Origin of the sequence: Xanthobacter cornucopiae (assembly GCF_043195065.2) — a bacterium.
GTDB lineage: Bacteria > Pseudomonadota > Alphaproteobacteria > Rhizobiales > Xanthobacteraceae > Xanthobacter.
In genome coordinates this window covers 1,063,838-1,089,238 of sequence record NZ_CM195531.1, presented here as the reverse complement: position 1 = coordinate 1,089,238, position 25,401 = coordinate 1,063,838, and the positions used below count along the sequence as shown (strand labels likewise).

The window sequence follows — 25,401 nt, the reverse complement described above, 5'->3', positions numbered from 1 at the left end:
GTTGCAAGCATTGACACCGGCGCAGAACACTGGCCCCAGCCCCTCGCTCCGGACATGGCCGAGGGGCGTCGTCGGGCGTTCCGGACGGCGGCGAACGCCTCGCGACGGAAGTATCCTGGGACGAATGTCACCACACAGATGTCGCGCCACGGCCCGCCCTCGACCGCGGCGGCCAGCAGCGGACCGCCGGCTCGGCCGGTGGCTGATCGGTCCCGCGCGCCTCCATCGGGAGACTCTCCGGCAGCGCCGGCGCCGCCCATCTTCATTCGGCGGCAGCGTTGCCCTCGCCGATGGTGTCCCCGGCCGGCGCGGCGGGCGCCTCCACCCGCTCCGCGACCGCGGCGCGCACCGGGTCGGCGGGCGCCGCGCGGTGCACCAGCTGGTGGATGAAGCCCAGCTTGGCGACCACGCCGGGGCTGAGGATGAAGGGGTAGGCATCGGCCATCCCCAGGCAGCGGTTGAGGCTGTTGAGCGCGAAGGCGATGGGCAACCAGGCGTTGACCATCTCCTCGATCTCGTAGGCGCGGTACGGGTTGAAATCGACCTGCGACTTCAATCCGCCGCTGCGGTCCAGACGGGGGTCCACCCGCATGCCGAACGCGCTCGCCATCTCCAGCGTATCGACAATGTGGATGTAGTGCTTGAAGGTTTCGGCGAAATCCTCCCACGGGTGGGAGGTGGCGTAAGCCGAGACGTGGGCGCTCTGCCAGTCGGCGGGCGGACCCGCCTTGTAATAGGCTTTCAGCGCCTCGCCATAGTCGGCGCTCTCGTCGCCGAACATGTCACGGAAAGCGGCGATGCGGCCGGCATCCCGCACCAGGCAGTTCCAATAATAATGGGCCACCTCGTGCCGGAAATGGCCGAGCAGGGTACGATAGAGCTCGCCGAGATCGTTGCGCCGCTGTTCCCGCTCGGCATCGTCCGCCTCGGCGAGGGCAATGGTGATGAGGCCTTCATCGTGGCCGGTCATCACCCTCGGCTTGTCCTTGTCCTCGGGATCGGCCAGAAAGTCAAAGCACAGGCCGCCTTCGCGGTCCTCGTTGCTGTCCAACGGCAGGTTGAGACGCAGCAGGGAATAGATGAGCCGGTGCTTCGCCACCTCGATGCGGCGCCATTTCTTCAGATAGTCGGGGTTGGTCAGGTCCGGCACGGTGCGGTTGTGCCGGCAGGCGAGGCAATATTCACCGTCCTGCTCCTCCGGAACCAGCCAGTTGCAGGCATCATAGGCGGCATTGGCGCAGAAGCGAAAACGACGGTTCTCCACGCCGACCACGCGAAAAGCCTCACCCTCCGGCTCAAGCTCCACCAGATTGTTCACTTCGGCCAGATATCCAAGGCCATGGCCGCATTTTTCGCAGCGGCGATTCTCGAAATAAAGGAGCTGGCCGCAGACGTCACACCGGAACAGCCGCATCGTTTCGCCCCTGTGCACCCGATCGAGATAGATCTCAGGCAATATCGCGCACCTGTCGGTAAAATTCCATTCCCGGCAGTGCCAGGGGATGCGGTTTCAGCACCTGTGCTGAACAATGCTGCCATGCAGCGAAAACACTGTTCCCGGGCCGGAGCGCGCGCAGGTCTTTCGCACCGCAGTAATGCGCCGGCCAGCACGGGCGCGACATCGCAGGTGACGCGCGCCGCGCAAGGCGCCATGATCGGCCCATGCGCGAGACCACCGCCCTCTTCACCATCGGCTACGAGCAGACCACTGCCTCCGCCGTCCAGGCCGCCCTCAGCGAGGCAGGCGTGGACTTGGTGGTGGACGTGCGGGCGGTGGCGGCCTCGCGCCGGCCGGGATTCTCCAAGACCGCCCTGGCCGCCGGCATCGCCGAGCATGCCATGGCCTATGTGCACCTGAAGGCGCTGGGCACGCCCAAGGAGGGGCGCCTCGCCGCCCGCTCCGGCGATCACGACGCTCTCATGCGCATCTATGACGCCCACCTTGCCACCGCCCCGGCGCAGGCAGCATTGGAGGAACTGGCCAGCCTGGCGCGCGGGCGGCGGCTCTGCCTGCTGTGCTATGAGCGCCATGTGGAGGGCTGCCATCGCCTGCGCCTGTCGCAGTGGCTGTGCCAGCGGCTCGACATCGGCGTCGATCATCTCATCACCGCGCCGTTCTGAGCGAGCCAACCACCCCGCCCCTTTGGACGCGCGCGGCGGAGCCATGGCGAACGGTCGGTGCGAACCGGCGGGTCGTTTCTACTCGGCCCGCGCCAAGGCCCGCGCCTCCGCCAGGAGGTGCGGCGTGTCCACGTCCAGGAAGGCGCCGGCGCCACCGGCAGCGATCTCCACCACCGCGTCGGCATGCCGCGCCAGGAGATGGCGCGCGCCCACATCGCCCTCGATCGCCATCAACTCCGGAAAGTAGCGCCGCGACCACAGCACCGGATGCCCTCGGGTCGAGCCCGACACGGGAACCGCGATCAGCCGGCCCTCGTCCGGTGCAGAGGCGTCCATCAGCCGGTCCAGCAGCGCGCCTTCGACCAGCGGCATGTCACCCAGCACCACCAGGGCGCCGGCCGCCTCGTCCGGCACCGCCGCGATACCGGCCCGCAGCGAGGAGGCCATGCCGCTGGCATGGTCGCCGTTGTGCACCAGCAGCATCGGCAGTCCCTCCAGCGCCGCCGCCACACGCTCCGGCTCATGGCCCGTCACCACGATCACCGGCCGCGCCCGCGATGCCAGCGCCGCCTCCACCACCCGGCGGATCACGGGCACCCCGGCCACCTCCTCCAGCAGCTTGTTGGCGCCTTCGCCCATCCGGGTGCTGCGCCCCGCCGCCAGAACCACCGCGGCGAAGCCATGGGTGTCCGCCACGTTCTCGGTGCGCGGAAACGGGCGGGTGGGAATATCCGCCAGCAGCCCACCGGCGCCGAGCCGGGCGATGTCGGCGGAACTGACGTCGATGCCGGCCAGAAGGCGCATCAGCACGAAATCGAAGCCGTTTTCCTTGGGGCTGCGGGCGCAGCCCGGGGCGCCCAGCACCGGCACCGCGCCGAGCCGGCCCAGCAGCAGCAGGTTGCCCGGGTCCACCGGCATGCCGAGGCGGATCACCTCGCCCCCCGCCGCCTCCAGCGCCAGGGGCACCACGTCGCGCCGGTCGGCGATGGCCGAGGCGCCGAACACGATGACCAGTTCCGCCCCCTCCGCCACCACCTCCCGCAGGAGGTCGCGCAAGGGCCCGGCCTCATGGGCGCACGCGGCGGCGCGGCACAGCTCGGCGCCGGCGGGCGCCAGCCGGGCGCGGGTCACCGCCAGGGTCTTGGCCGTGACCTTCTCGGCGAAGCCCGGCAGCAGGGTGGACACCACCGCCACCCGCCGCACCCGGAACGGCGTCACCGCCAGCAGCCCCGGCGCCAGCGCCGCCGCGCGCGCCACCAGCGGCTCGGCCACCGCATAAGGAATGACCTTGACCGTGCCGATCAATTCCCCCTCGGCCACCGCCCGCAGGTCCGGCAGGGTGGCAAGGGTGATCGCCTCGTCGACGCCATTGAAGGCATCCACGGCCGCCGACGCCGCCCGGAGCACGCCGGCCGTGGCGGCATAAAGGTTGCTGCGCCCGGTGAAGGGGCGGTCCACCCGCACGCCCGCGCCGGCCACGGCGTCGGCCAGGATGACGGCGGCCGTGTCCTCGGGCAGGTCGCCCGGCTCCAGCCGCGCCGCCACCACCTGGCGATAGCCGGCGGCCCGCAGCCGCGCGATCTCGCCCGGGCCGAGCCGCATGCCCTTCTTGATGGCGCCCCCCTCAAGCCGCACCGCATGGGCGGCGAGCGCCCCTTCCGCCTCGTCCAGGGACAGTGAACCGAACTTCACGCCGCGGCTCCTTCCGTCCGCCGCGCCGCCGGCCGGCGCAGGGCGGCGATGATCTGCGCCAGCACCGCCACCGCGATCTCCGCCGGGCTCGCCGCGCCGATGTCGAGCCCGATGGGCGCTGAGATGCGCGCCAGCGCCGCGGCATCGCAACCGCGCGCCGCCAGCCGATCGAGCCGCGCGGCATGGGTGCGCCGCGAGCCGAGCGCGCCGATGTAGAAACAGCCCGCCGCCAGCGCCGCCGCCAGGGCCGGATCATCGATCTTGGGGTCGTGGGTCAGCGCCGCCATGGCGGTGAAGGGGTCGAGCCCATAGGCCGGCAGGGCGATGTCCGGCCATTCCGCGATCACCGGGGCCTCCGGGAAGCGTTCCGGCGTGGCGAAGGCGGTGCGCGGATCGACAATGGTGACGTCGAAGCCGGCGATCCGCGCCATGGGCGCCAGCGCCTGGGAAATGTGCACGGCGCCGATCAGCAACACACGCGGCGGCGGGATATCCACCGCGAGGAACAACGCGCCCTCCGCCGCAAGGGCGCTGCGCCCCTGGGCCAGGGCCTCCTGCAGCAGCGGCGCCAGCGAATCGCCGGCGATCTCGCCGGCGCGGACCAGCCGCTGCGCCCCGCTCGCCAGCTCGGTCACCAGCACGCAGGCCCGGCGCGCGGTGCGTTCGGCGTTGAGAGCGGCGAGCAGATCGAGACGCATCACGAAAGCCTTCGCGGACCGGCGCCGCAGCTGGAATGGGATCGCACGGCGCCAGCGCCGCCACAACAGTCTTCTTCCCGCAGGAACATAACGCAACCCACCGCCCGGCACACCAGCCCCGCCTTACGCGACCGGCTCCACATAGACGCGGATGCGCCCGCCGCACGACAGCCCCACCGTCCAGGCGGTGGCGTCGGCCACGCCGAAATCGAGCTGACGGGGCCGGCCCGAGGCGATCACCTCCAGCGCCTCGGTGACCACCGCCCCCTCCACGCAGCCGCCGGACACCGAGCCCAGGAAAGCCCCGGAGGCGTCGATCACCAAACGGCTGCCCACCGGACGCGGCGCCGAGCCCCAGGTCTCCAGCACGGTGGCGATTGCCACGCCGCGCCCCTCCCGCCGCCAGCGCTCGGCGGCTTCGAGCACATCGTCCTCGCACACGACCATCCGGCGGCTCTCCTCACGCATCGGGCGCACGGTGGCACCCACGGCCTGTCGCCTATATAGATGCCCCTGCCGCCGGCCCGGCGCCAGTGCCCCCGGGCGCCCGACGCATCCGCGCCGATGCCCGCGGAGATCGCCCCAAAGACCGCCTGAAAGACGCCGCATGCCCCCGAACGGCCCGTCCCGACCCAACCCGCCCACGGTCGCGCCGCTGCGCGCCCTCGTCCTGCGCACGCCGCAGGAACTGGCGGACGCCGGCCTGGTGGCCCGGGCCGGTGATGTGGCGCCGGTGGCGGAACGCTACGCGGTGGCAGTGACAGCCCCCCTCGCCGGCCTCATCGACCGCGCCGATCCGGCCGACCCCATCGCCCGCCAATTCGTGCCGGACGCGCGCGAGCTGGATATCCAGCCCCAGGAACGGCCGGACCCCATCGGCGACGACGCCCATTCGCCGGTGCCCGGCATCGTGCACCGCTACCCGGACCGGGCCCTGCTGAAGATCGTCGGGGTCTGCGCCGTCTATTGCCGCTTCTGCTTTCGCCGGGAGATGGTTGGGCCGGGCGCCGAGACCACCCTGTCGCCAGAGGCGCTGGAGGCGGCCTTCGCTTATCTTTCCGCCCACCCCGGCATCTGGGAAGTCATCCTCACCGGCGGCGATCCGTTCATGCTGTCCGCCCGCCGGATGGGCGAGGTGGTGGCGCGGCTGGCCGCCATCGCCCATGTGAAAGTGGCGCGCTTCCACACCCGCGTGCCCATCGCCGCGCCGGAGCGGGTGACCGGCGCGTTCGTGGAGGCCCTGAAGGCGCCCGGCCTCACCCCCTATGTGGCGGTGCACGCCAACCACGCCCGCGAGCTGACGCGGGAGGTCCGCGCCGCCCTCGCCCGCATGGCCGACGCCGGCATTCCCCTGGTGTCGCAGACGGTGCTGCTGCGCGGCGTGAATGACGACGCGGGCACCCTCGCCGACCTGTTTCGCGCCCTGGTGGAATGCCGGGTGAAGCCCTATTACCTGCACCATCCGGACCTCGCCCCGGGCACCGGCCATTTCCGGCTCACCATCGCCGAGGGCCAGGCGCTGATGCGGGCGCTGCGCGGCCGCCTGTCGGGTCTGGCCCTGCCCACCTACGTGCTCGACATCCCCGGCGGCGCCGGCAAGGTGCCGCTGCTGCCGGACCACCTTGAGGCGGTGCCCGCCGCCGATGGCGAGCGCTTCCGCGTCACCGACAATTGCGGCGGCGTGCATCTCTACCCACCGGACGCCTAGGCTCCCTGGCGCGGGCCGAACGCAGGGCGGTTTCCAGAGGACCGGGCGCGCCGTCCGCGAAGCCGCTATAAGAGGGGCAACCATAAAAGCGAGGGAGAACGAACCATGGCGCAGGCGCGACGGCTGGCGCAGCCGGGGCCGGTGGCGGCGGAACGGATCATCAGCGCGGTGGGCCGCCTCGCGACGCTCGACTTCACCCTGGAACCGGGGCAAACCCTCAACGCCGCCATCGCCGGGCCGCTGCTGCGGGCGGGCTTGACCGCCGCGCAGGTGGAATTGTCCGGCGGCGCCTTCGGGCCCTTCACCTATGTGATGCCCGCCGCGGCACCCGACGACACCCACGCCGCATGGTACAGCGCCCCGTTCACGCCGGCTGGCGCCAGCCCCCTTGAGGCCGGCTGCCTCAGCTTCGGCCACAGGGACGGCGCGCCCTTCGTGCACTGCCACGCGGTCTGGCGCGAGGCCGACGGCGGCCGCCACGGCGGCCACGTGATGCCGCTGGAGAGCGTGGTCGCCGCGCCCATCCTCGCCCGCGCCTACGGCACCGCCGACATCGCGCTGACCACCGAATACGACGCAGAGACGAACTTCACCCTGTTCACCCCCCGCGTCCTGCGGGCGCCGGGGCCGGGACCGCGCATCGCCTTCGCCCGGGTGCGGCCGAACACCGACATCTCCGCCGCCCTGGTGGACCTGTGCCGGCGCCACGGCTTCGCGGCCGGGCGGGTGCGTGGCAGCATCGGCAGCCTCATCGGCGCGCGCTTCGCCGATGCGCCGGATCTGCCGGACCACGCCACTGAATTGTTCGTGCGCCATGGCCGCATTGCCCCAGGCGCCGACGGCGTGCTGGCGGCCGAGCTCGACATCGCGCTGGTGGGCCTGTCCGGGGCGCTGGCGCAGGGCCGGCTGGCAGGGGAAAATCCGGTGTGCATCACCTTCGAGCTGGCGGTGGAGGAAGTGGCCCCGCCGGCCATCGCCTGAGGTGCCATGGAACGCCGGCGGGTCCGGCGCGTTGCACTCAGGGCGCGGGGCGCGTCGAGCTTGACCGGTGTCAAACCAGCTTCGCGCCGCGCCCTGTATCGTTCCGGAAACGAAACACAGGGAGCGTGATGGCCATGTCGGAAATTCTGGAAAAGCCCGCGTCGCACCGTCCGGCGCCGCAGACGCCGAAGATGAAGGCGGCCATCTTCGTCGAGAAGAATCGCATCGTCCTCGACGAAAAGCCGATTCCCGACGTCGGCCCGCTCGACGCGCTCATCCGCGTCACCACCACCACCATCTGCGGCACCGACGTGCACATCCTCAAGGGCGAGTATCCGGTGGCCAAGGGCCTCACCATCGGCCACGAGCCGGTGGGCATCATCGAAAAGCTCGGCTCGGCGGTGGAGGGATACGAGGAAGGCCAGCGCGTCATCGCCGGCGCCATCACGCCGTCGGGTTATTCCAACGCCTGCCTGTGCGGCTGCGGCTCCCAGGACGGCCCGCGCACCCGGCACGGCTTCAAGCCCATGGGCGGCTGGCGCTTCGGCAACACCATCGACGGCGCCCAGGCCGAGTACCTGCTGGTGCCCGACGCCATGACCAATCTTTCGCCGGTGCCGGACCTGCTTTCCGACGAGCAGGTGCTGATGTGCCCGGATATCATGTCCACCGGCTTCTCCGGCGCCGAGCATGGCAAGATCCAGATCGGCGACACGGTGGCGATATTCGCCCAGGGGCCCATCGGCCTGTGCGCCACCGCCGGGGCGAAGCTGATGGGCGCCACCCGCATCATCGCCGTCGACCGGGTGCCGGCCCGCCTGGAGGTGGCCCGTGCCATGGGCGCCGACGCGGTGGTGGACTTCTCCAAGGTGAACCCGGTGGAGGAGATCCTGCGCCTCACCGACGGGCGCGGCGTGGACGTGGCCATCGAGGCGCTCGGCCGCCAGGAGACGTTCGAGGCAGCGCTGCGCGTGCTGCGACCCGGCGGCACGCTGTCGTCGCTCGGCGTGTATTCGTCCGACCTGAGGATCCCGCTCGATGCGTATTTCGCCGGGCTGGGCGACACCACCATCGTCAACTCCCTGTGCCCGGGCGGCAAGGAGCGCATGCGCCGGCTGATGGACGTGGTGGCCTCGGGCCGGGTGGATGCCCGCGCCCTCGTCACCCACCGCTTCAAGCTGGACGACATCGAGGCCGCCTACGACCTGTTCGCCAACCAGCGCGACGGTGTGCTGAAAGTGGCGATCACCCCGTAGGCCGGAGGGGCGGAGCGGCCGCGCGGGGGCGCCCGCGCGGCTTTGGAAATGATCCAGAGACTTGAGAACACGCTGTTCTTCGCGCATTTCGGTCTCCACTTCGCGTCGGAACGCCCTTAGGATGCGAATTGCGATGATCCGCGCCGAAGGCCCAAGGAGCCGCCCAGAATGCTTCCGTTTCTTCTCCTGCCCGGTGGCTTCCTGCTGGGCGTCGCCCTCGGCGCCGGTGCGGTGGCGGTGGGGCCCCGCCTGCTCAAGGCGGCCCGACCCGCGGCCAAAGACGCGGCGAAGGGCGCTGCCGACGCCGCCCGCGAGGCGGTGGCGAAGACCGGAGGCGACGTGAAGGAGCTGGTGGTGGACACCGCCGGCGGGCTGAAGGCGGCGGCGGGGCGAATCGCCACCGTCGCGGCTGTGGCCGCGACTGCCGCCCGGCGCGGGGCCAGGACCATCACCGGCCGCGCGCCCAAGGCCGACGATGACGTTCCGCCCGGGGTGGAGGTGGTGGAGGTCACCGAGATCATCCCGCCCACCCCGACCCCGCGCCCGGCCGACGCCGTGATCCGGGGCACCAGCCGCAATCCCCGCCTCGCGCGGCCGGCGCCGGCGCGCACGCCGGCGCGTAAGCCCATCGCGGAGCCGGCCGAGCCGGCCGCTGCGCGTGACGCCTCCCCAGCCGGGCGCACGCGCGCCAGGACAGCGGCCGCACCCGCCAGCGAGACGCCCTCCGGCGCCGCGCCCGCGAAGGCCCGGACGCCGCGAAAGGCAAAGGCCGGCGGCACGGCAGCGGCCCCGCCCGCAGGGGTGGGGTCCGGCAAGATGCCACGCCGTGCCGCGAAGCCGGCAGCGGGCACGGCCGCTTCCCGCGCGGCATCCAGGCGCGGCGCCAAGGTGGCGGCGGCCACGCCGTCGGAGGAGGCGAACGCTCCGCCAGTGACGCCGGCCACGGACGACTGAAGTGGCGCCCTCTCCCTCCATCCCGCTCCGCCTCGCCCACCACATGGAGCGGCGCACGCGGTTCACCGCCCCCGCCCATGTTCCCGAGGCGGACCTGCGCGCGCGGGCAGCGCGGCTGAGCGCCGGCGGCCAGGTGCAGGCGCAGGTTCGCGGCGCCAGCCTGATCGTCAGCCACGACTATTCCCTGGCGCAGCTTGGAGCGGCCCTGGAGACCGCCGGGCTGATGCTGGCCCCGCCGCCCCCGCTGGACCCCATCGGCAAGGCCAATGCCGCGGTCGCTCGCCTCAATGCCACCATTTCGCAGGCCAGCAACGGGCGCATGGACCTGACCAACGCCGCCTTCATGGGCCTGCTCGCGGCCGGGGCGGTGCAAATCGCGCGGGGCCGGATCGCCGGTCCTGGCCTCACCCTGTTCAGCCAGGCCATGACCCTGGCGCTGCTGCACGCCAAATCCCTGGACCGCTGACCTTCGGGATCGACGAGCGTCGGCCGCCCATCCGCAGGAGACGGAATTGGCCCCTTCGACGCATCCGGCCCCCACCCCGGGGCCCCTTTCGGACGACCACGTGGTGGCCGACCAGAGTGCCGTGTTCGATGTCCTCGCCGATCCCGCCGCCCACGGACTTCCCGCCGGCGAGGCGGTGCAGCGGGTGAACACCCACGGCGCCACGGTGTTCCTGGCCGGGCCCCACGCCTACAAGGTCAAGCGGGCGGTCTGCTTCCCCTTCATGGACTTCTCCACGCTGGAGAAGCGCAAGGCGGCCTGCGAGGCCGAGGTCGCCATCAGCGGCGCCAACGCGCCGGGCCTCTATCTCGGCGTCGTGCCCATCACCCGCTCCGGCACCGGCCTGGTCCTGGGCGGCGACGGCGCGGCGGTGGACTACGCGGTGAAGATGCGCCGCTTCGATCCCGCCGACACCCTGGACCAGGTGGCGGCCCGCGCGCCGCTCTCCCGCGAGCTGGTGGCGGCGCTGGCGCACGCGGTGTCCTGCTCCCATGCGCGGGCGGAGATCCACCGCGAGGTCGACGTGAGCGAGCGCCTCGCCCGCTATCTGGCCGACAACCGCCTCTCGTTCGCGCGCCATGGCGACCTGTTCCCGGCGGAGGCGGGCGTCGCGCTGGCGGCGGCGAGCGCGACGGCGCTGGAGCGCATCGCGCCCCTGCTCCGGGCGCGGGCGCGGGATGGCTTCGTGCGGCGCTGCCATGGCGACCTGCACCTCGCCAACATCGTGCTCCTGCACGACACGCCGGTGCTGTTCGACGCCATCGAGTTCAGCGACGACATCGCCGTCTGCGACGTGCTCTACGACCTCGCCTTCCTGCTCATGGACCTGTGGCAACGCGGCCTGCATGTGGCCGCCAACGGGGTCATGAACCGCTATCTGTGGGCCGAGCGGCGCGACGACGCCCTCGACGGGCTCTCCGCCCTGCCCCTGTTCCTGTCGCTGCGCGCGGCCATCCGCGCCAAAGTGGAAGCCGCCGGCCTCCCCCATCTGCCCGCGTCGGCGCGGGAGGCCGCCGCCCGGCGCGTCCGCCATCTGTTCGACAGCGCCGGGTCGTTCCTTGGCCTGCAGCCCGGACCGGAGCCGCGGGAGGCTCCGGCAGACCTTCCCGCCGCGCTGCTGCAGCCGGAGCCACGCCTGTGCGCCATCGGCGGGCTGTCCGGATCGGGCAAGTCGCGCCGGGCGCGGCAGTGGGCGCCGTTCATCGGCCGCGCGCCGGGCGCCGTGGTGCTGCGCAGCGACATCGAGCGCAAGCGGCTGTTCGGCGTGGCGGAAACAGAGCCCCTGCCGGAGGCGGCCTACGATCCCGGCGTGACGGGACGGGTCTATGCGCGCCTGTGCGATCTGGCCGGGCGCGTGCTCGCCACCGGGCAAAGCGTGGTCGTGGACGCCGTCCACGCGCGGCCGGAGGAGCGCGACGCGGTGGCGGCCGTGGCGCGGGAACGAGGCGTGCCGTTCCACGGCATCTGGCTCGATGCGCCGCTGAACGTGCGGGTGGAACGCGTGGAGCATCGCCAGGCGGCGGGCCGGGATGCCTCCGACGCCGGGAGCGCCGTCGCGCGCCGCCAGCAGGATTACGACATCGGCCCCCTCACCTGGAGCCGGCTGACCAGCGGCTGAGAGCACGCGGCCCGCGAACACATCTTTGGGAACGAATATTTCATCCCCGCCAGGGACAATTCGACACGCATGCGGCCTGGATTGATTCGCGGCCCTCACCATCTGCGAGGCGAAGGGTGCATGCGTGGGTGGTTCCGGCCCGCATCACGCGAGCCGGCCGCCGAATCGTCGAGAAACCGGGGCACCACCGCCGCAGGCGGCAGGCGCCCCGCGCACGCCCGGAGGCGAAGGAAGTCATGCAGCGCGTTTCAGCCGGCCGGCCGACGAGCGAGCGCCCCTGCGGCGCCGCGCGCGGCTGCCTGCGTCCGCGCCCGCATGGCCGCGCCTGCGCGCCCGTGTTCCACAGCGTCCCCCTTCGCGCCGCCGCTTTCGCCGTCGCAGGAGACACCCCATGAGCTGGCTCGACCGCCTGAAAGGCAAAGGCGCCGACGAAGCCCAGACCGCCGAGGACCGCCCGATGCCCGACCGTGCCACCGCCTCCGAGGCCACAGAACCCGCCGTGGCGCCCGCCGTGCCGGTCGGCGCGCCGGTCGCCGCCGCGCCCGCGCCGACACCGGACGAGGCGACCGAGCTGCCGCCCGAGCAATGGGCCGGCACCGAGGAACACATGCAGACCGCGCTGACCGCGGCGCAGGCGGGAGATTACGACACCGCGCTCGCCATCTGGGAGCCGCTGGCGCGCGAAGGCCATGGCCGCGCCCAGAACAACATCGGCGCCTGCTTCATCGACGGCCTCGGCGTGGACCAGAACCTTGAGCTTGCGCGCGAATGGCTGGAACTCTCGGCCGAGGCCGGCGACCCGGTCGGCCAACGCAACCTTGCGCGGCTCTATGTGAAGGGCCTCGGCGGTGACCAGGACACCGAACGCGGCATTGAGCTGTACCGCCTCGCCGCCGCCGCCGGCGACGCGCCAGCCCAGGACATGCTGAGCTTCCTGCTTTTCGAAAGCGCCGTGCCCGGCGACCGGGACGAAGCGCGGCGCTGGGCCGAGGCGGCGGCGGCCCAGGGCATCGCCACGGCCATGACCCGGCTCGGCCTTATCGCCCACCTGGAGGCGGCCAGCCATGCGCCGGGCAGTCCCGAGGAGACGGAGGCGGCCGGCTGGTGGCGCAAGGCCGCCGAGGCCGGAGACCCCGATGGCCAGGCGCTGATCGGCGCCGCCCATCACCTGGGGGTCGGCGTGCCGCGGGATCGGGTGGCCGCCTTTGCCTGGCTGCTGCGCGCCAAATCCGGCGGAAGCACGCTGGCCGACCGCTTCTTCGACACCGTCCGCGCCACCCTGAGCCCCGAGGAGCTGTCGGCGGCGGAACGGCGTGTCCTGAAATCCGGCGGCACCGCCTGAGCGCGGGCCCGCCAGCCAAGCCAAGCCCCCGCCCCGTGGCGGCGGGCCGGCGCGGCTCAGGCGCTCGCCGCGCCCTGTCCCGCATGGGGATGAGAAGGCGCGGCATCCAGGCCCGGAGGAAAGAGGCCGGCCTGGAAACAGGTGCTCATATGCTCCACCTTGGCGATGGCGCGATCCGCCGCCGCCGGCTCCAGCACCCGGCGCGCGGTCTGCTGGAACAGCGAGACCCAGCGCGTGAAATGCTCGGGCTTCAGGTTCAAGGCGAGGTGGGCGGAGAACGGGTTTCCCGAATAGCGGCTGGTGCCCAGCAGCGCGCGCGACCAGAAGTTCTGAACCACGCGATAATGCCCCTCCCAATCGGGGATGGCGCGGGTAAACACCGGGCCCAGCACCGGGTCGTCCCCGGCAGCGGCGTAGAACTCCTTCACCAGCCGTTCCAGATCCGCCTCAGTGACGTGAATCTCGGTGGCAAGCTGCTCGCGCGCCCCCTCCGGCCAGCTCTCGGCCCGGTCTGGAATGATCGCGGCAAGCTCCGGCGCCGCCGGCCCCTTGCGGTCCGTCGTATTGAGCGGCGGATCGAACTTGCCGACGAGATCGCGCACGGTGTGGGACCGCAGCCGCGCATTGGCGCGTTCCATGTAGAACAGGCCATCGGCCAGGGCAGTGTCGGCGGGGAGAGTGGCGCGCACCGCCTCTTCCGCCACTGCCATATCGTCGCCCTCGCCGATATAGACCGGATAGGCCAGTTCACCGATGCCCCGGGTGAGGATGAAGATGCCCGGGCGCGACGGCGCCCGCGCCGCCGCGCGGAACGCCACCCCGGCAAAGCTCGCCTCCCCGGCCGACGCCAGGGGCAGGTGCCGCGCCGAGGCGGAATGCGGTGCGGCGGTAACGGTGCTCGAGATGGTCATGCGTGCCCACTCCTTGCCAAGCGCGGGGGTCAGTCCTTCGTCTCGTCGGGCCGGTCGCGGGAGCTGTTGTCGGCCACCACGCGAAAACCGCTGCGCGAGCGGGCGGTTGCCTTCGCCGTCTTCTGCCACGGCGGGCGGACACGGACCGCCGTGCCCTGCACGAAACGGGGCGGGATGGGCGTGTCGCTTCTGTCGATGGCCATGGGCATGCTCTCCTCGCGCGGCGCGGAGGCGCGCGGCGTCCCACGCGCCCAACCGGCGGCCGGCCAGCGTTCGATATGAAATTTATATAGCGCAGCCTAAGAGCGGCCGAAGCCGCCGACAAGCGCGGGCCACGGCCTCCATCGCCTAAATTTCGGGCTTGCTGGAATATTCATCAGCCCGTCTGGACGGCTCCGCGCCCCGCCGGTCCCGGCCTCAGGCTGGGTCTGCCCCGTCCCCGGAGACGGGAGCCCCCTCGCCGGCCGGACCGCCGGTTTCGGGCGTCGCCGAGACCATGACCATGGTGATGAAGGCGTTGATCCGGTTGTAGGCGGCGACGCAGAGCTGATCCGCCGCCAGCAGCGCCTCGGCGCTCGCCTTCATGTCCTGGTTGATGTGCCCGGTGAGCGCCGCCACCAGCTGATTCTGACCGATCGCCAGGCTGCGCAGCCCCAGCAGCAGATGGTCCAGGTCTTCCCGCGAGAGGCTCAGCTTCAGCGGCACTCCGGACTCCAGCGCCCGCCACCGGTCCAGCGCCTCGGCGGTGACTTCAATCTGGTCCTGCGCGGCGCCCTCGACCGGGACGCCCTCTTCGGCAACGTCGTTCATGGCAATCTCACACTGCAATTGCATCCCGCATCGCCCCGCGACTTTCGCCGACGGCGATCCGGCTCCGGAAAAACACGGGTCCGTCGCGAGACGGGCACCGCGCCGGGGAGCTTAACCCGTCTTCCTCCGCGCGGCACGAAAAGTCGGCGCCGCCGATCACGTTTTGGAAAGGTCGTCTTCTACCGCCCGCAACGCCTCTGTAGACATGCGGCCTTGCGGCAAGGCCTGCCGCGCTGCGACGAGATGGAAGCCATGACCGACACCCTGCTGCGGGACGCCACCGGAAGCGCCGCCCCAAAAAGCGAACGAGCCACGGTCCGCGACTGGCGCTGGATCAAGGTCTGGGACGCGCCGACGCGGCTGTTCCACTGGTCCCTCGTCGGCCTGGTGGCGACGTCCTATGTCACCGCCCGCAACGGCTGGATCGACTGGCACTTCTATTCCGGCTACGCGATCCTGGCCCTGGTGGCGTTCCGCATCCTGTGGGGCCTGTTCGGCAGCGAGACCTCGCGCTTCGCGTCCTTCGTCAAGGCACCCGGCACCGCCGTCGCCCACCTGCGCCACGTGCTGAAACGCCAGGGGGAGCCCGAGACCGGGCACAATGCCGCCGGCGCTTACATGGTCCTGGCGCTGCTGGGGCTGCTGCTGGTGCAGACCGTCTCCGGCCTGTTCGCCAACGACGGCCTGTTCACCGAGGGGCCGCTGGCGTCCCTGGCGGGTGGCGCCCTGAGCGACCGCCTCACCGTCCTGCACGGGCTGTCGTTCGATCTGATCCTGATCGCGGTGGCGCTGCACGTGGCCGCCATCCTGGCCTACGCGGTGCTGCTGCGGCAGGACCTGGTCCGCCCCATGATCACCGGCTGGAAGCGCCTGCCCACGGCCATCGCCGCGCCCCGCCTGGCCTCGCCCCGCCTCGCCTTGGTGCTGCTGGCGCTGGCGGCCGGCGGCGTGTTCGCCCTGACCCGGATCGGCTGAGCCGGCCCGTGGGGAAAGGGCGGGCGACCGAGGGGCCGCCCGCCGGATGTGTCACCGCGTCTTGAAGCTCTGGTGGCAGGAGCGGCAGTTTTCGGCCACGGCAAGGAAGGCCGCCTTGAAACCCGCCTCGGTCACGCCGGCAGCGGCATTATCGGCCACCGCCTGGTTGAACTTCACGATCGCCGCGTCGAAGCCGGCACGGTCGCTCCACACCGCCGAGGTCGCCTTGGTCTCGCCCTTGTCGGAACCGGGCGGGAACAGCTTCTCGAAGCCGACCATCTTGTCCTTGTAGGTCTGGAAGATCAGCTCCGCCTTGGCGGCGGTGAAGGGCGTCTGGCCCTTCAGGATCGAGGCAGCCACGTCCGTCTGCTCGCCGATCACCTTCATCGCCTCGCGGCGCTGCTGGATGACGTTGGTCTGGGCCACCGCCGCGGTGGCGGCGACGAGCCCGGCGAGAACCGCGGCGGTCACGAAAAATCGCATCTTCTGCTCCGTTGAGGCACCCGAAGAGGCGACACCCTACAAATATTCCAACCTGAAGGTACCTCCGCCCGGTCACGCTTCCGCGAGCACGACGGCGGCCAATTGCCGCTTGCGACTTTCGTGCGGCATGCCCTGGCGGAGGCCACGGCTCACCGTTGCGCGGTGGCCCGCGCCACCATGGCCCGCACCTCGCCAGCCACCTCGCCGACCAGCTCCGGAGTCCGCGCGCGCACCACCAGATGGGTCTTGAAGCGGCCGTCCTCGTCGCGGAACGGGTAGGAGCCGATGACGGACGCGGGATAGCGGCGCGCGATCTCGGCCAGCGGGGCGGCGATGTCGCCCTCGCGCGCATCGGCCAGCACCGTCTCGGAGAGCATGGGCCGGCCCTTCTCCAGTTCCGGCAGCACCGCCTCCAGCATGGCCTGCATGATGCGCGGCACGCCGGCCATGACGATGACGTTGCCAATGCGGAAGCCGGGCGCCTTGGAAACCTCGTTCACCACCAGCGAGGCGCCGGCGGGAATCCGCGCCATGCGCAGGCGCGCTTCGTTGAGATCTTTCTCGGCAATATATTCGAGCAACATGGCGCGAGCTCGGGGATCCACGTCTATGCTGACATCGAACGCCTTGGCAATCGAATCGGCGGTAATGTCATCGTGGGTGGGCCCGATGCCGCCGGTGGTGAAGACATAGGTGAAGCGATGACGCAGCGCGTTGACCGCGACGACGATGTCCTCCTCCACATCGGGCACGATGCGCACCTCGCGCAGATCGATCCCCACCTCGGTCAACCGTTCCGCGATATGACCGATGTTCTTATCCTTGGTCCGCCCCGAGAGGACTTCGTCTCCGATGACGACCAGTCCCGCCGTGACCAAATGCGCGCCGTCTGCCTCACTCATGACGCCTCACCTGCCCTTTCAAGCAGCACTCAGAGCCTTTTTGCCTAAACCACAGCCACACCCGGAACGCGAGCGTCGCCGCCAGGAAGCCTTTCCCCTTTATCACTTCTTTGGCACGATGTTTGTAGCGTTCTGAATCTGATACCTGCGGACGTGGAGTGACAGTCCCAATGCGGCAAGCGTTCGACGAGATGTCCAGCATCGATGGGCATGTGAGACCGGCCTACGAAACGCTGCGGCAATGGCTCAGCACCGTTCCGCAGGACGTGCTGGATCATCGCCGCAAGGAAGCGGAGTATATTTTCAGAAGGATCGGCATCACCTTCGCCGTCTATGGCGAGCAGAACGCCCAGGAACGCCTGATTCCCTTCGATATCGTGCCGCGCATTCTGACCAAGAACGAATGGACGCGCCTGTCCACCGGGCTTGAGCAGCGGGTCAAGGCGCTCAACCTCTATATCCGCGACGTCTACGGCAAGCGCGAGATCCTCAAGGCCGGCATCGTGCCGGAGGATCTGGTGTTCAAGAATCCCGCGTTCCGTCCGGAGATGAACGGCCAGCGGGTGCCGCACGACCTTTATGTGCATATCGCCGGCATCGACATCGTGCGCACCGACCCGGACACCTTCTATGTGCTGGAGGACAACGCCCGCACTCCATCCGGCGTGTCCTACATGCTGGAGAACCGGGAGATCATGCTGCGGCTGTTCCCGGAACTGTTCTCCATGCACAAGGTGGCGCCGGTGGAGAACTACGCCGACGACCTGCTCGCCACCCTGCGCTCGCTCTCGCCCTACGGCGGCCACGAGCCCAACGTGGTGATCCTCACCCCCGGCATCTACAACTCGGCCTATTACGAGCACTCCTTCCTGGCCGACAAGCTGGGCGTCGACCTGGTGGAGGGCCGCGACCTGTTCGTGAAGGACGGCATCGTCTTCATGCGCACCACCGAGGGCCCCAAGCGGGTGGACGTGATCTATCGCCGCCTGGATGACGACTTCCTCGACCCCCTCGCCTTCCGCTCCGACAGCGTGCTGGGCGTGCCGGGGCTCATGAGCGCCTATCAGGCCGGCAACGTCACCCTCACCAACGCGGTGGGGACCGGGGTCGCCGACGACAAGGCGGTCTATTCCTACATGCCGGACATCATCCGCTTCTATCTCGGCGAGGAGCCGCTGCTGCCCAACGTGCCCACCTGGCGCTGCCGCGAGGCCGACCATCTGAAGTACGTGCTGGAGCACCTGCCCGAGCTGGTGGTGAAGGAGGTGCACGGCTCCGGCGGCTACGGCATGCTGGTCGGACCGGCTTCCGACAAGGCCACCATCGAGAAGTTCCGGGAGAAGCTGATCGCCGATCCCGCCAACTTCATCGCCCAGCCGACGCTGGCCCTGTCCACCTGCCCGACGCTGGTGGAAAAGGGCATCGCGCCGCGCCATGTGGACCTGCGGCCGTTCATCCTCTCGGGCTCGGACAAGGTGCGCATCGTGCCCGGCGGCCTCACCCGCGTGGCCATGAAGGAAGGCTCCCTCGTGGTCAATTCCAGCCAGGGCGGCGGCACCAAGGATACCTGGGTGCTCGACGCATGATCGAGGGCGCGGCGCCCCGCCCGGGCAGGCGCCGCGCCCTTCAGGCGCACCGCCGGCGGGCGCCACGCCACGACGCCTCCCGCCTCTTTCTCCTCCGGATGGGTTCCCCATGCTCTCCCGCACCGCTGACAATCTCTACTGGCTCAGCCGATATGTCGAACGCGCCGACTGTCTCGCGCGGATTCTCGACGTGTCGCAGCGGCTCGCCTACACCCCCGTGACCTATGGCGGCTCCACCAACGAATGGAGCTCGGCGCTGCTGACCGCCGGCTGCGCCGAGCCGTTCGTGGAGCGCTACGGCCCGCTGGAGGACGCGAAGGAGGAACAAGTGGTCTCCTTCCTCGCCTTCGACCCGGACAACCCGTCCTCCATCCGCAACTGCTTCGAGGTGGCGCGGACCAATGCCCGCTCGGTGCGCACGGCGCTGACGTCGGAGATGTGGGAGGTCATCAACACCGCCTGGATCGAGCTGCGCAATTTCCCCAACCGGGCGCTCACCCGCGACGAGCTCTCGCGCTTCCTGGCCTTCGTGAAGGAGACCTCGCTGCGCTTCGACGGCGCCACCTTCCGCACCATGCTGCGCAACGATGCCTATTGGTTCGCCCGCTGCGGCGCCCAGCTGGAGCGCTCGGACAACACCGCCCGCATCCTCGACGTGAAGTATCACGTGCTGCTGCCGGAGAAGGAGCACGTGGGCGGGCCGCTCGACTATTTCCAGTGGGCCTCCATCCTGCGCTCGGTCTCGGCGCTCACCGCCTTCCACTGGGTCTACCGCGACAGCGTGAAGCCCTGGCTGGTGGCCGACCTCTTGATCCTGAACCGGCAGATGCCGCGCTCTCTGGCCGCCTGCTACGACAGCGTCGCCCGCAACCTGGACGACATCGCCGCCGCCTATGGCCGCCAGGGCCCCTCGCAGCGGCTGGCGCGCTCCATGCTCGCGCGGCTGACCAATCGCAACATTGAGGACATCTTCCAGACCGGCCTGCACGAGTTCATCTCCGGCTTCATCTCCGACAACAACAAGCTGGGCGCGGAGATCACCGAGCAGTACCTGACCTGATCCGGCGCGGGGCGCTCCTCGCGCCCCTCCCCGGTGCCGTTGTGAACTCTCTATCCGTATCCGACCGCCTTCAGGCGCGGAGAACCTTCAGGGTCCGACCATGCGTGTGCGCATCCGCCATGAGATCACTCAGCGCTTCGAGCCTGGCAGCCGCAACCTGTCGGTGACGGTCCGGCTCACGCCGCGCCCGCACGAGGGCCAGTTCATCCAGCGCTGGACCCTCGATCTCAACAGCGACGGCCGCCTTCACCCGCAGGAGGATGCGTTCGGCAACCTCTGCCATGCGTTCAGCGTGGACGGCCCCACCGATCATGTGACGGTGATCGCGGAAGGCGAGGTGGAAACCTACGACACCACCGGCATCGTGCGCGGCACGGTGGAGCCGTTCCCGCCCTCGCTGTATCTGCGGGAAACCGCCCTGGCGCACCCCAGCACCGAGGTGATGGCCTTCGCCGACAGTGTCACCGCCGGCATCGACGATCCGCTCAGCCGGCTGCACACCCTGATGGTACGCCTGCACGAGACCGTGACGGAGGTGGACACGGCATCGGCCAGCATCCCGCCCTCGGCCCACGACGTGCTTGCCGCCAAATCGGCCTGCTCGGGCGGCATCGCCCACCTGTTCGTCACCGCCGCCCGGCACCTGGGCATTCCCGCCCGCCATATCTCGGGCTATCTCGCCATCGACGATGAGGGCTCCGCCCGCCATTGGGCCGAAGCCTATGTGCCGAAGACCGGCTGGATCGCCTTCGATGCCGGCCGCAACCTGTGCGCCACGGAAAATTACGTGCGGCTTGCGGTCGGCCTCGACGCCTTCGGGGTCGCGCCCATGCGCAGCACCGGCCTGGAATTCCGCGAAAGCGTCAGCGCCCAGGACGGGCGCGCGCCCCAGCGGCTGGCGCAGGTGCAGAGCCAGGGGCAAAGCTAGCCCCGCCGGCTCCCCCGTTCCGGGGCCGGTCGCGCCCCTGGCGCCCTCCGGCGGCGCCCCATCGGGACAAAGTGCCGCCCGTCGGCGAAGTGTCATCAAGACGCGGCAAGACAACCTCCATGATAGGGTCCTTCGAGGCCACACGGAGGGCTCTCGCCGTGTCCAAGCACATGCCAGCCGACAGCCAGGCCGTTCGCCTGCGCCCCGGTCCGGAAGCGGGCGCCGCGCCGCCGGACGCGCCGCCGGCGAAGCTGGAGGTCCGACACCTGGACTTCCACTACGGCGCGCGCCGCGCTCTGCACGACGTGTCGCTGCGCATCAGCGCCCATCACATCACCGCCCTGCTGGGGCCGTCGGGCTGCGGCAAGTCCACCCTGCTGCGGGTGTTCAACCGCATGTTCGAGCTGTATCCGGACCAGCGCGTGACCGGCGAGGTGCTCATGGATGGTCGCTCCATCCTCGGCGCCACCGTCGATCCGGCCGCGCTGCGGGCCCGGGTGGGCATGGTGTTCCAGCGTCCGACACCGTTTCCCATGTCCATCTTCGACAATGTCGCCCTGGGCGTGCGCCTGAACGAGGCGCCGCTGGAAGCCGACGTGGCGGTGCGGGTCGAGGAGGCGCTCCACCGCGCCGCCCTGTGGGACGAGGTCAAGGACCAGTTGAAGGCGAGCGGGCTCGGCCTCTCGGGCGGCCAGCAGCAACGCCTGTGCATCGCCCGCACCATCGCGGTTCGGCCGGAGGTGATCCTGCTCGACGAGCCCTGTTCCGCGCTCGATCCCATCAGCACGGCGAAGATCGAGGAAACGATGCTGGATCTCAAGGATCACTATACCATCATCATCGTCACCCATAATCTTCAGCAGGCCGCGCGCGTCTCCGATTATGCCGGCTTCATGTATCTGGGAGAGCTGGTGGAATTCAGCCGGACCGACCCGATGTTCACGCGGCCCAAGGACAAGCGGACCAGCAATTACCTCACCGGCCGCTTCGGCTGACAGCTGGCGGGCGCCCGTCCGCCGGCACGCCCCGGCCCCTGCCGCCACCCGCCGCCGAAAGCGCGGCGGTCTCCCCTTGACCCCTCGGCCCGCCCCTGCAATGTCCTTCGCTCAAACAGGAGGAGACCGAACAATGCCCAGCGCGCCGGCGTACGATCCCAACAACATCTTCGCCAAGATCCTGCGCGGCGAGCTGCCGGCGCACACCGTCTATGAGGACGACAAGGCGCTCGCCTTCCTGGACATCATGCCCCGTTGCCCGGGCCATACGCTGGTCATTCCCAAGGCGCCCGCCCGCAACATCCTCGACATCGCGCCCGATGACCTCGCCCATGTGGCCAAGGTGGCGAAGACCATCGCCATCGCCGCCAAGGCCGCCTTCGCCGCGGAGGGGGTGACGGTGCAGCAGTTCAACGAGGACGCCGGCGGGCAGGTGGTGTTCCATCTCCATGTGCATGTAATTCCCCGTCACCTCGGCGTCCCCATGAAGCCGCCGGCCAGCGAGATCGAAAAGCCCGAGGTGCTGGCCGAGCACGCGGCACGCCTGCGCGCGGCGCTCGGACAGTGAGCGGCGGCGCCGCCGCGCTGACCGTCAGGGCACCGGCGCGGCTCCATCTCGGATTTCTCGACCTGGGCGGCGCGCTGGGCCGCCGCTTCGGCAGCCTGGGCATCACGCTGGATCGTCCGCTCACGCAGGTGACCGTCACCCGCGCCGAGGCCGACAGTGCCACCGGGCCCGACGCCCCTCGCGCGGCCCGCGCGCGCGACGCCATCCGCGCCGCCCTCGGCGTCGCCACGCCGTTCGCGGTTCATATGGAGTCCGCCTTGCCGCCCCACGGCGGGCTCGGTTCGGGCACCCAGCTGGCCTTGGCGGTGGGTGTCGCGGTGGCCCGCCTGTCGGGCCACGCGCTCGACGCGCGCGCGGTCGCCGGCCTGCTCGGGCGCGGCCTGCGCTCGGCCATCGGGCTGGAGGCCTTCACCCAGGGAGGCGTCATCCTGGATGGCGGCAAGCCCACCGGCGCGGTGACCCGGCCAGCGCCGCCGCCATTGCTGGCCCGCCTGCCGCTGCCAGACCACTGGCGGGTTCTGCTGGTGTTCGATTCGGCGCGGGAAGGCCTGAGCGGCGATGCCGAGACCCGCGCCATGGCCGCCCTGCCGCCCTTTCCCGAAACGCTGGCCGCGCACCTGTGCCATCTGATGCTGCTCCAGGCGCTTCCGGCCCTCGCGGAAGGCGACGCGCGTGGCTTCGGAGCGGCCATCGGCGCCTGGCAGCGCGCGCTTGGCGATCATTACGCGGCGGCGCAGGGCGGCGGACGATTCTGCAGCCCGGATGTGGCCGAGGCCGTCGCCTTCATCGAGACACAGGGGGTCCCAGGGGTCGGCCAGAGCTCCTGGGGGCCCACAGGATTTGCCATCGTCGGCGACGCCGCGCAGGCCGAAGAACTGGTCGAGGCCTTGCGCCGGCGCTATGCATCGTTCACAAATCTGAAGTTCGAATGTGTGGCGGGGAACAATAGCGGCGCCGAGCTGGAGCCGCGCGGCACCCGCCTCACCTGACCGGCCGAGCCCGCCGACGCCGGTCGCGGGCTCTGGAGCTCAAGCTTGAGCGTCCGGGCCAAAGGGCTGCGGGCCTGAAGCGGAGGGCGCCGCGCACGCCCGGTCGCCGCGGCCCCCGCGGCCCCCGCGCCATGCGGGACCGCCACCCTCGGATTCGGCATCCGGTTGAACCACCGGCGGACGACCCGGTTATCGAGAACGCAGGAACCGCCCCGAAGCCGCAATGGCGCCGAAGCAAGCGGGCGGACCAAACGAACAGGCAGGCCGACCAAGCATGGATCTCGCTCTCATCGCCCTCTCCGCCCGGCCGCTGGCCGCAAGTGCCGCGCGCGCCGGCTTTGCCGCCCTGGCGCTGGACCTGTTCGCCGATCTCGACACCTGCGCCCACGCCGCGCGCTGTGTGCGGGTGCACAAGCGCAACGGCTTCGCCTTCGACGGCGACGACCTGATCCAGGCCCTTTCCAGCCTGGCTCCGGCCGGCCTGCCGGTGGTGCTCGGCAGCGGCCTGGAGGACGATCCGGACCTGATGGCGCGAATCGCCGCGCGCAACCCCATTCTCGGCAACTCGCCGGAAACGGTGCGCGTGCTGAAGGATCCCCTGGCCCTCGCCGGGATCTGCGCCCATCTGGACGTGCCGTTTCCCGATGTCAGCCTCGATACCCCGCCCGCCGGCCGCTTCGACGGCGCCCCGGTGATCGAGAAGAAGATCGGCGGCGCCGGCGGCGGCCACATCCGGCGCCGGGCGGCGGGCGATCTCTCGCCGCCGCAGCCGGGCTATTATCTCCAGCGCGAGGTCAAGGGCGAACCCTATTCCCTGCTGCTGCTGGCCAATGGCCGCAATGCGCTGGTGGTGGGCGCCTCCCGGCAATGGCGCGACCACGACTTCGAGCATCCGTTCCGATATGGCGGCGTGGTGGGTCCGGTGCCGCTGCCTGCCGCCCATGGCGACGCCATGCGCGCCGCCGCCACGCGGATCGCCCTCGCCTGCGGGCTGGTGGGCCTCGTTTCCATGGACTTCGTGGTGCATGACGACGGCTGGTTCCTGGTGGAGGTGAACCCCCGCCTCGGCGCGACCCTCGACATCTTCGACGTGGACCCGCTGCCTCCCCTGCTGGGCCTGCACCTCGCCGCCTGCGGCGGGCGGCTGCCCAGTGCCGTACCCACCCCCGCCGAGGTGCACGCCGCAAGCGTGCTTTATGCGGAACACGACCTGCTGGTTCCCGCCACCCCCCTCGCCGCCCACATCGCCGACCGTCCGCCAGCCGGCGCGGCCATTCCCAAGGGGGCGCCGGTGTGCACCGTCCGCGCCAGCGGCCCCAGCGCCGAGGCCGCCCGGGCCCGCCTCGCCACGCTGCTGGACGAGGTGCGCCGCCAGTTCGGCTTCGCGCCGTCACGCGAGCCGGTGGCCTGACGCCGGACCATGCCCGTGCGCGACCCCGCCGGCTTCGCCGCCGCCGCCTTCCTGGCCGCGTGCCGCGCCGAACTGCAAGCGCTGAAGCCGGGCAACGTGCACGTGTTCGCCCCTGGGCACGGGATGGACGTTCGCCATTTCGAGGACGCGGCGGCGGCCGCTGCCCCTGTCATCGCCGCGCCGGGGCTCACGGTGGGCGCGCGCATCGGCCGGGCGGTGGAAGCTTCCCTGGCGGCGGCCGGATGCAACACCAACCTCGGCATTGTCCTGCTGTCGGCGCCGCTGATCGCGGCTGCGGCGGGGGAAACCGCCGGCCCATGCACGGACACCGCCGGAGCGCAGGCGGAACCGGCCACCCGGCGACGCGCCGGCCTTCGCCAGCGGCTCGTCACGGTTCTGGCGGGCCTTGACATGGCCGATGCCCAGGCCGCCTTCGCGGCCATCACCCGCGCCAATCCCGGCGGGCTTGGGGCCTCGGAAACCGCCGACGTGCGGGCGCCGGCACGGATCGACCTGCGCGCCGCCATGGCCCTGGCCGCCGACCGCGATCGCATCGCCCGGCAATATGTGACCGATTTCGCGGATGTGTTCGAGATCGGCGTTCCAGCCCTCGAGACGCGGCCCGATGCCCCTCACGGCGTGGAAAACGCCTATCTCGCTTTGCTCGCCGCCTTTCCCGACAGCCACATCGCCCGGAAGTTCGACGATGCCACGGCGGAGGGAGTGCGCCGGGAGGCCGATCAGCTCCGCCGCGACATCGCAACCGCCGCACCCGCAGCCCGCCGCGCCGCCCTGGCGGCCTTCGACACCCGGCTGAAGGCGCGCGGCCTCAACCCCGGCACCACCGCCGACCTGACCGTGGCCAGCATCCTTGCCGCCCTGCTGGCCCTCTGAGGGTGTCGCGCCGA

At 70.8% G+C, this 25,401-nt stretch carries 26 protein-coding genes; 17 read left to right on the top strand and 9 right to left on the bottom strand.

Annotated elements, in window-relative coordinates; genetic code table 11:
- Nucleotides 1-262 precede the first annotated feature (262 nt).
- Nucleotides 263-1,414, bottom strand: coding sequence for a zinc-binding metallopeptidase family protein (locus tag V5F53_RS04850; RefSeq protein WP_393998353.1), 1,152 nt, complete (start codon nt 1,412-1,414; stop codon nt 263-265).
- A 248-nt stretch (nt 1,415-1,662) separates the two neighbouring features.
- Here V5F53_RS04850 and V5F53_RS04845 point away from each other — a divergent pair, with 248 nt between their 5' ends.
- A complete protein-coding gene (locus V5F53_RS04845; RefSeq protein ID WP_393998300.1) occupies nt 1,663-2,121 on the top strand; it encodes a DUF488 domain-containing protein in 459 nt (152 codons plus the stop codon).
- Nucleotides 2,122-2,199: 78 nt separating this feature from the next.
- Here the strand turns inward: V5F53_RS04845 and V5F53_RS04840 are convergent, their stop codons facing one another.
- The 3 genes from V5F53_RS04840 to V5F53_RS04830 form a co-directional block, all read right to left on the bottom strand.
- Nucleotides 2,200-3,813, bottom strand: a complete 1,614-nt coding sequence (locus V5F53_RS04840; protein ID WP_393998301.1) for an NTP transferase domain-containing protein — start codon at nt 3,811-3,813, stop codon at nt 2,200-2,202.
- A complete protein-coding gene (locus V5F53_RS04835) occupies nt 3,810-4,511 on the bottom strand; it encodes an XdhC family protein (protein ID WP_393998354.1) in 702 nt (233 codons plus the stop codon). The genes V5F53_RS04840 and V5F53_RS04835 overlap by 4 nt, the downstream gene beginning before the upstream one ends.
- Nucleotides 4,512-4,634: 123 nt before the next feature.
- Nucleotides 4,635-4,958, bottom strand: a complete 324-nt coding sequence (locus V5F53_RS04830) for an XdhC family protein (protein ID WP_393998302.1) — start codon at nt 4,956-4,958, stop codon at nt 4,635-4,637.
- 160 nt (nt 4,959-5,118) lie between these two features.
- Between V5F53_RS04830 and V5F53_RS04825 the strand changes: the two genes are divergently transcribed.
- The 7 genes from V5F53_RS04825 (at nt 5,119) to V5F53_RS04795 (ending at nt 12,875) form a co-directional block, all read left to right on the top strand.
- The gene (locus tag V5F53_RS04825) at nt 5,119-6,219 is read left to right on the top strand and encodes a lysine-2,3-aminomutase-like protein (protein ID WP_393998303.1); all 1,101 of its coding nucleotides are present in this window, start codon (nt 5,119-5,121) and stop codon (nt 6,217-6,219) included.
- Between the two features lie 105 nt (nt 6,220-6,324).
- On the top strand, nt 6,325-7,200 hold the full coding sequence (locus tag V5F53_RS04820) for a PPC domain-containing DNA-binding protein (RefSeq protein WP_393998304.1): 876 nt from the start codon (nt 6,325-6,327) through the stop codon (nt 7,198-7,200).
- Nucleotides 7,201-7,334: 134 nt separating this feature from the next.
- Nucleotides 7,335-8,456 carry an NAD(P)-dependent alcohol dehydrogenase gene (locus V5F53_RS04815; RefSeq protein ID WP_393998305.1) on the top strand — a complete coding sequence of 374 codons (1,122 nt, stop codon included), beginning with the start codon at nt 7,335-7,337 and terminating at the stop codon, nt 8,454-8,456.
- Between the two features lie 168 nt (nt 8,457-8,624).
- The gene (locus V5F53_RS04810) at nt 8,625-9,410 is read left to right on the top strand and encodes a hypothetical protein (protein ID WP_393998306.1); all 786 of its coding nucleotides are present in this window, start codon (nt 8,625-8,627) and stop codon (nt 9,408-9,410) included.
- Between the two features lies 1 nt (nt 9,411).
- The gene (locus V5F53_RS04805; RefSeq protein ID WP_393998307.1) at nt 9,412-9,876 is read left to right on the top strand and encodes a hypothetical protein; all 465 of its coding nucleotides are present in this window, start codon (nt 9,412-9,414) and stop codon (nt 9,874-9,876) included.
- A gap of 46 nt (nt 9,877-9,922) precedes the next feature.
- Nucleotides 9,923-11,533, top strand: coding sequence for a bifunctional aminoglycoside phosphotransferase/ATP-binding protein (locus V5F53_RS04800; protein WP_393998308.1), 1,611 nt, complete (start codon nt 9,923-9,925; stop codon nt 11,531-11,533).
- 607 nt (nt 11,534-12,140) lie between these two features.
- Complete coding sequence (locus V5F53_RS04795) at nt 12,141-12,875, top strand: tetratricopeptide repeat protein (RefSeq protein ID WP_393998355.1); 735 nt, start codon at nt 12,141-12,143, stop codon at nt 12,873-12,875.
- 56 nt (nt 12,876-12,931) lie between these two features.
- Here V5F53_RS04795 and V5F53_RS04790 read toward each other — a convergent pair whose 3' ends face one another.
- The 3 genes from V5F53_RS04790 to V5F53_RS04780 form a co-directional block, all read right to left on the bottom strand.
- On the bottom strand, nt 12,932-13,786 hold the full coding sequence (locus tag V5F53_RS04790; protein ID WP_393998309.1) for a group III truncated hemoglobin: 855 nt from the start codon (nt 13,784-13,786) through the stop codon (nt 12,932-12,934).
- 29 nt (nt 13,787-13,815) lie between these two features.
- Nucleotides 13,816-13,989 carry a hypothetical protein gene (locus V5F53_RS04785; RefSeq protein WP_393998310.1) on the bottom strand — a complete coding sequence of 58 codons (174 nt, stop codon included), beginning with the start codon at nt 13,987-13,989 and terminating at the stop codon, nt 13,816-13,818.
- A 214-nt stretch (nt 13,990-14,203) separates the two neighbouring features.
- On the bottom strand, nt 14,204-14,596 hold the full coding sequence (locus V5F53_RS04780; protein WP_393998311.1) for a hypothetical protein: 393 nt from the start codon (nt 14,594-14,596) through the stop codon (nt 14,204-14,206).
- Between the two features lie 252 nt (nt 14,597-14,848).
- Between V5F53_RS04780 and V5F53_RS04775 the strand changes: the two genes are divergently transcribed.
- Nucleotides 14,849-15,571, top strand: coding sequence for a cytochrome b/b6 domain-containing protein (locus V5F53_RS04775; RefSeq protein WP_393998312.1), 723 nt, complete (start codon nt 14,849-14,851; stop codon nt 15,569-15,571).
- Between the two features lie 51 nt (nt 15,572-15,622).
- Here the strand turns inward: V5F53_RS04775 and V5F53_RS04770 are convergent, their stop codons facing one another.
- Both V5F53_RS04770 and V5F53_RS04765 read right to left on the bottom strand, forming a co-directional pair.
- Nucleotides 15,623-16,054, bottom strand: coding sequence for a c-type cytochrome (locus tag V5F53_RS04770; RefSeq protein ID WP_393998313.1), 432 nt, complete (start codon nt 16,052-16,054; stop codon nt 15,623-15,625).
- Between the two features lie 149 nt (nt 16,055-16,203).
- On the bottom strand, nt 16,204-16,956 hold the full coding sequence (locus V5F53_RS04765) for a competence/damage-inducible protein A (RefSeq protein ID WP_393998314.1): 753 nt from the start codon (nt 16,954-16,956) through the stop codon (nt 16,204-16,206).
- Between the two features lie 170 nt (nt 16,957-17,126).
- On the opposite strand from V5F53_RS04765, the gene V5F53_RS04760 reads away from it, so the two are divergent.
- From V5F53_RS04760 to V5F53_RS04725, 8 genes are all read left to right on the top strand, one after another.
- Complete coding sequence (locus V5F53_RS04760; RefSeq protein WP_393998315.1) at nt 17,127-18,542, top strand: circularly permuted type 2 ATP-grasp protein; 1,416 nt, start codon at nt 17,127-17,129, stop codon at nt 18,540-18,542.
- Between the two features lie 109 nt (nt 18,543-18,651).
- Complete coding sequence (locus V5F53_RS04755; RefSeq protein ID WP_393998316.1) at nt 18,652-19,602, top strand: alpha-E domain-containing protein; 951 nt, start codon at nt 18,652-18,654, stop codon at nt 19,600-19,602.
- A gap of 100 nt (nt 19,603-19,702) precedes the next feature.
- Entirely contained in the window at nt 19,703-20,530 is an 828-nt protein-coding gene (locus V5F53_RS04750; RefSeq protein WP_393998317.1) for a transglutaminase domain-containing protein, read from the top strand.
- 170 nt (nt 20,531-20,700) lie between these two features.
- Nucleotides 20,701-21,525, top strand: coding sequence for a phosphate ABC transporter ATP-binding protein PstB (gene pstB / locus V5F53_RS04745; protein WP_393998356.1), 825 nt, complete (start codon nt 20,701-20,703; stop codon nt 21,523-21,525).
- 133 nt (nt 21,526-21,658) lie between these two features.
- Nucleotides 21,659-22,093, top strand: a complete 435-nt coding sequence (locus tag V5F53_RS04740) for an HIT domain-containing protein (RefSeq protein ID WP_393998318.1) — start codon at nt 21,659-21,661, stop codon at nt 22,091-22,093.
- On the top strand, nt 22,090-23,082 hold the full coding sequence (locus V5F53_RS04735; RefSeq protein WP_393998319.1) for a beta-ribofuranosylaminobenzene 5'-phosphate synthase family protein: 993 nt from the start codon (nt 22,090-22,092) through the stop codon (nt 23,080-23,082). The genes V5F53_RS04740 and V5F53_RS04735 overlap by 4 nt, the downstream gene beginning before the upstream one ends.
- Nucleotides 23,083-23,356: 274 nt before the next feature.
- Nucleotides 23,357-24,493 carry an ATP-grasp domain-containing protein gene (locus V5F53_RS04730; RefSeq protein WP_393998320.1) on the top strand — a complete coding sequence of 379 codons (1,137 nt, stop codon included), beginning with the start codon at nt 23,357-23,359 and terminating at the stop codon, nt 24,491-24,493.
- Nucleotides 24,494-24,508: 15 nt separating this feature from the next.
- On the top strand, nt 24,509-25,387 hold the full coding sequence (locus tag V5F53_RS04725) for a triphosphoribosyl-dephospho-CoA synthase (RefSeq protein WP_509212918.1): 879 nt from the start codon (nt 24,509-24,511) through the stop codon (nt 25,385-25,387).
- Nucleotides 25,388-25,401: the final 14 nt, after the last annotated feature.

Coding starts and splice junctions, on each gene's coding strand:
- V5F53_RS04760 (WP_393998315.1), top strand. CDS start 17,127: ATGCGGCAAGCGTTCGACGAGATGTCCAGCATCGATGGGCATGTGAGA.
- V5F53_RS04810 (WP_393998306.1), top strand. CDS start 8,625: ATGCTTCCGTTTCTTCTCCTGCCCGGTGGCTTCCTGCTGGGCGTCGCC.
- V5F53_RS04785 (WP_393998310.1), bottom strand. CDS start 13,989: ATGGCCATCGACAGAAGCGACACGCCCATCCCGCCCCGTTTCGTGCAG.
- V5F53_RS04790 (WP_393998309.1), bottom strand. CDS start 13,786: ATGACCATCTCGAGCACCGTTACCGCCGCACCGCATTCCGCCTCGGCG.
- V5F53_RS04835 (WP_393998354.1), bottom strand. CDS start 4,511: ATGCGTCTCGATCTGCTCGCCGCTCTCAACGCCGAACGCACCGCGCGC.
- V5F53_RS04730 (WP_393998320.1), top strand. CDS start 23,357: ATGGATCTCGCTCTCATCGCCCTCTCCGCCCGGCCGCTGGCCGCAAGT.
- V5F53_RS04780 (WP_393998311.1), bottom strand. CDS start 14,596: ATGAACGACGTTGCCGAAGAGGGCGTCCCGGTCGAGGGCGCCGCGCAG.
- V5F53_RS04845 (WP_393998300.1), top strand. CDS start 1,663: ATGCGCGAGACCACCGCCCTCTTCACCATCGGCTACGAGCAGACCACT.
- V5F53_RS04740 (WP_393998318.1), top strand. CDS start 21,659: ATGCCCAGCGCGCCGGCGTACGATCCCAACAACATCTTCGCCAAGATC.
- V5F53_RS04755 (WP_393998316.1), top strand. CDS start 18,652: ATGCTCTCCCGCACCGCTGACAATCTCTACTGGCTCAGCCGATATGTC.
- pstB (WP_393998356.1), top strand. CDS start 20,701: ATGCCAGCCGACAGCCAGGCCGTTCGCCTGCGCCCCGGTCCGGAAGCG.
- V5F53_RS04850 (WP_393998353.1), bottom strand. CDS start 1,414: ATGCGGCTGTTCCGGTGTGACGTCTGCGGCCAGCTCCTTTATTTCGAG.
- V5F53_RS04825 (WP_393998303.1), top strand. CDS start 5,119: ATGCCCCCGAACGGCCCGTCCCGACCCAACCCGCCCACGGTCGCGCCG.
- V5F53_RS04750 (WP_393998317.1), top strand. CDS start 19,703: ATGCGTGTGCGCATCCGCCATGAGATCACTCAGCGCTTCGAGCCTGGC.
- V5F53_RS04830 (WP_393998302.1), bottom strand. CDS start 4,958: ATGGTCGTGTGCGAGGACGATGTGCTCGAAGCCGCCGAGCGCTGGCGG.
- V5F53_RS04815 (WP_393998305.1), top strand. CDS start 7,335: ATGTCGGAAATTCTGGAAAAGCCCGCGTCGCACCGTCCGGCGCCGCAG.
- V5F53_RS04770 (WP_393998313.1), bottom strand. CDS start 16,054: ATGCGATTTTTCGTGACCGCCGCGGTTCTCGCCGGGCTCGTCGCCGCC.
- V5F53_RS04795 (WP_393998355.1), top strand. CDS start 12,141: ATGCAGACCGCGCTGACCGCGGCGCAGGCGGGAGATTACGACACCGCG.
- V5F53_RS04765 (WP_393998314.1), bottom strand. CDS start 16,956: ATGAGTGAGGCAGACGGCGCGCATTTGGTCACGGCGGGACTGGTCGTC.
- V5F53_RS04820 (WP_393998304.1), top strand. CDS start 6,325: ATGGCGCAGGCGCGACGGCTGGCGCAGCCGGGGCCGGTGGCGGCGGAA.
- V5F53_RS04775 (WP_393998312.1), top strand. CDS start 14,849: ATGACCGACACCCTGCTGCGGGACGCCACCGGAAGCGCCGCCCCAAAA.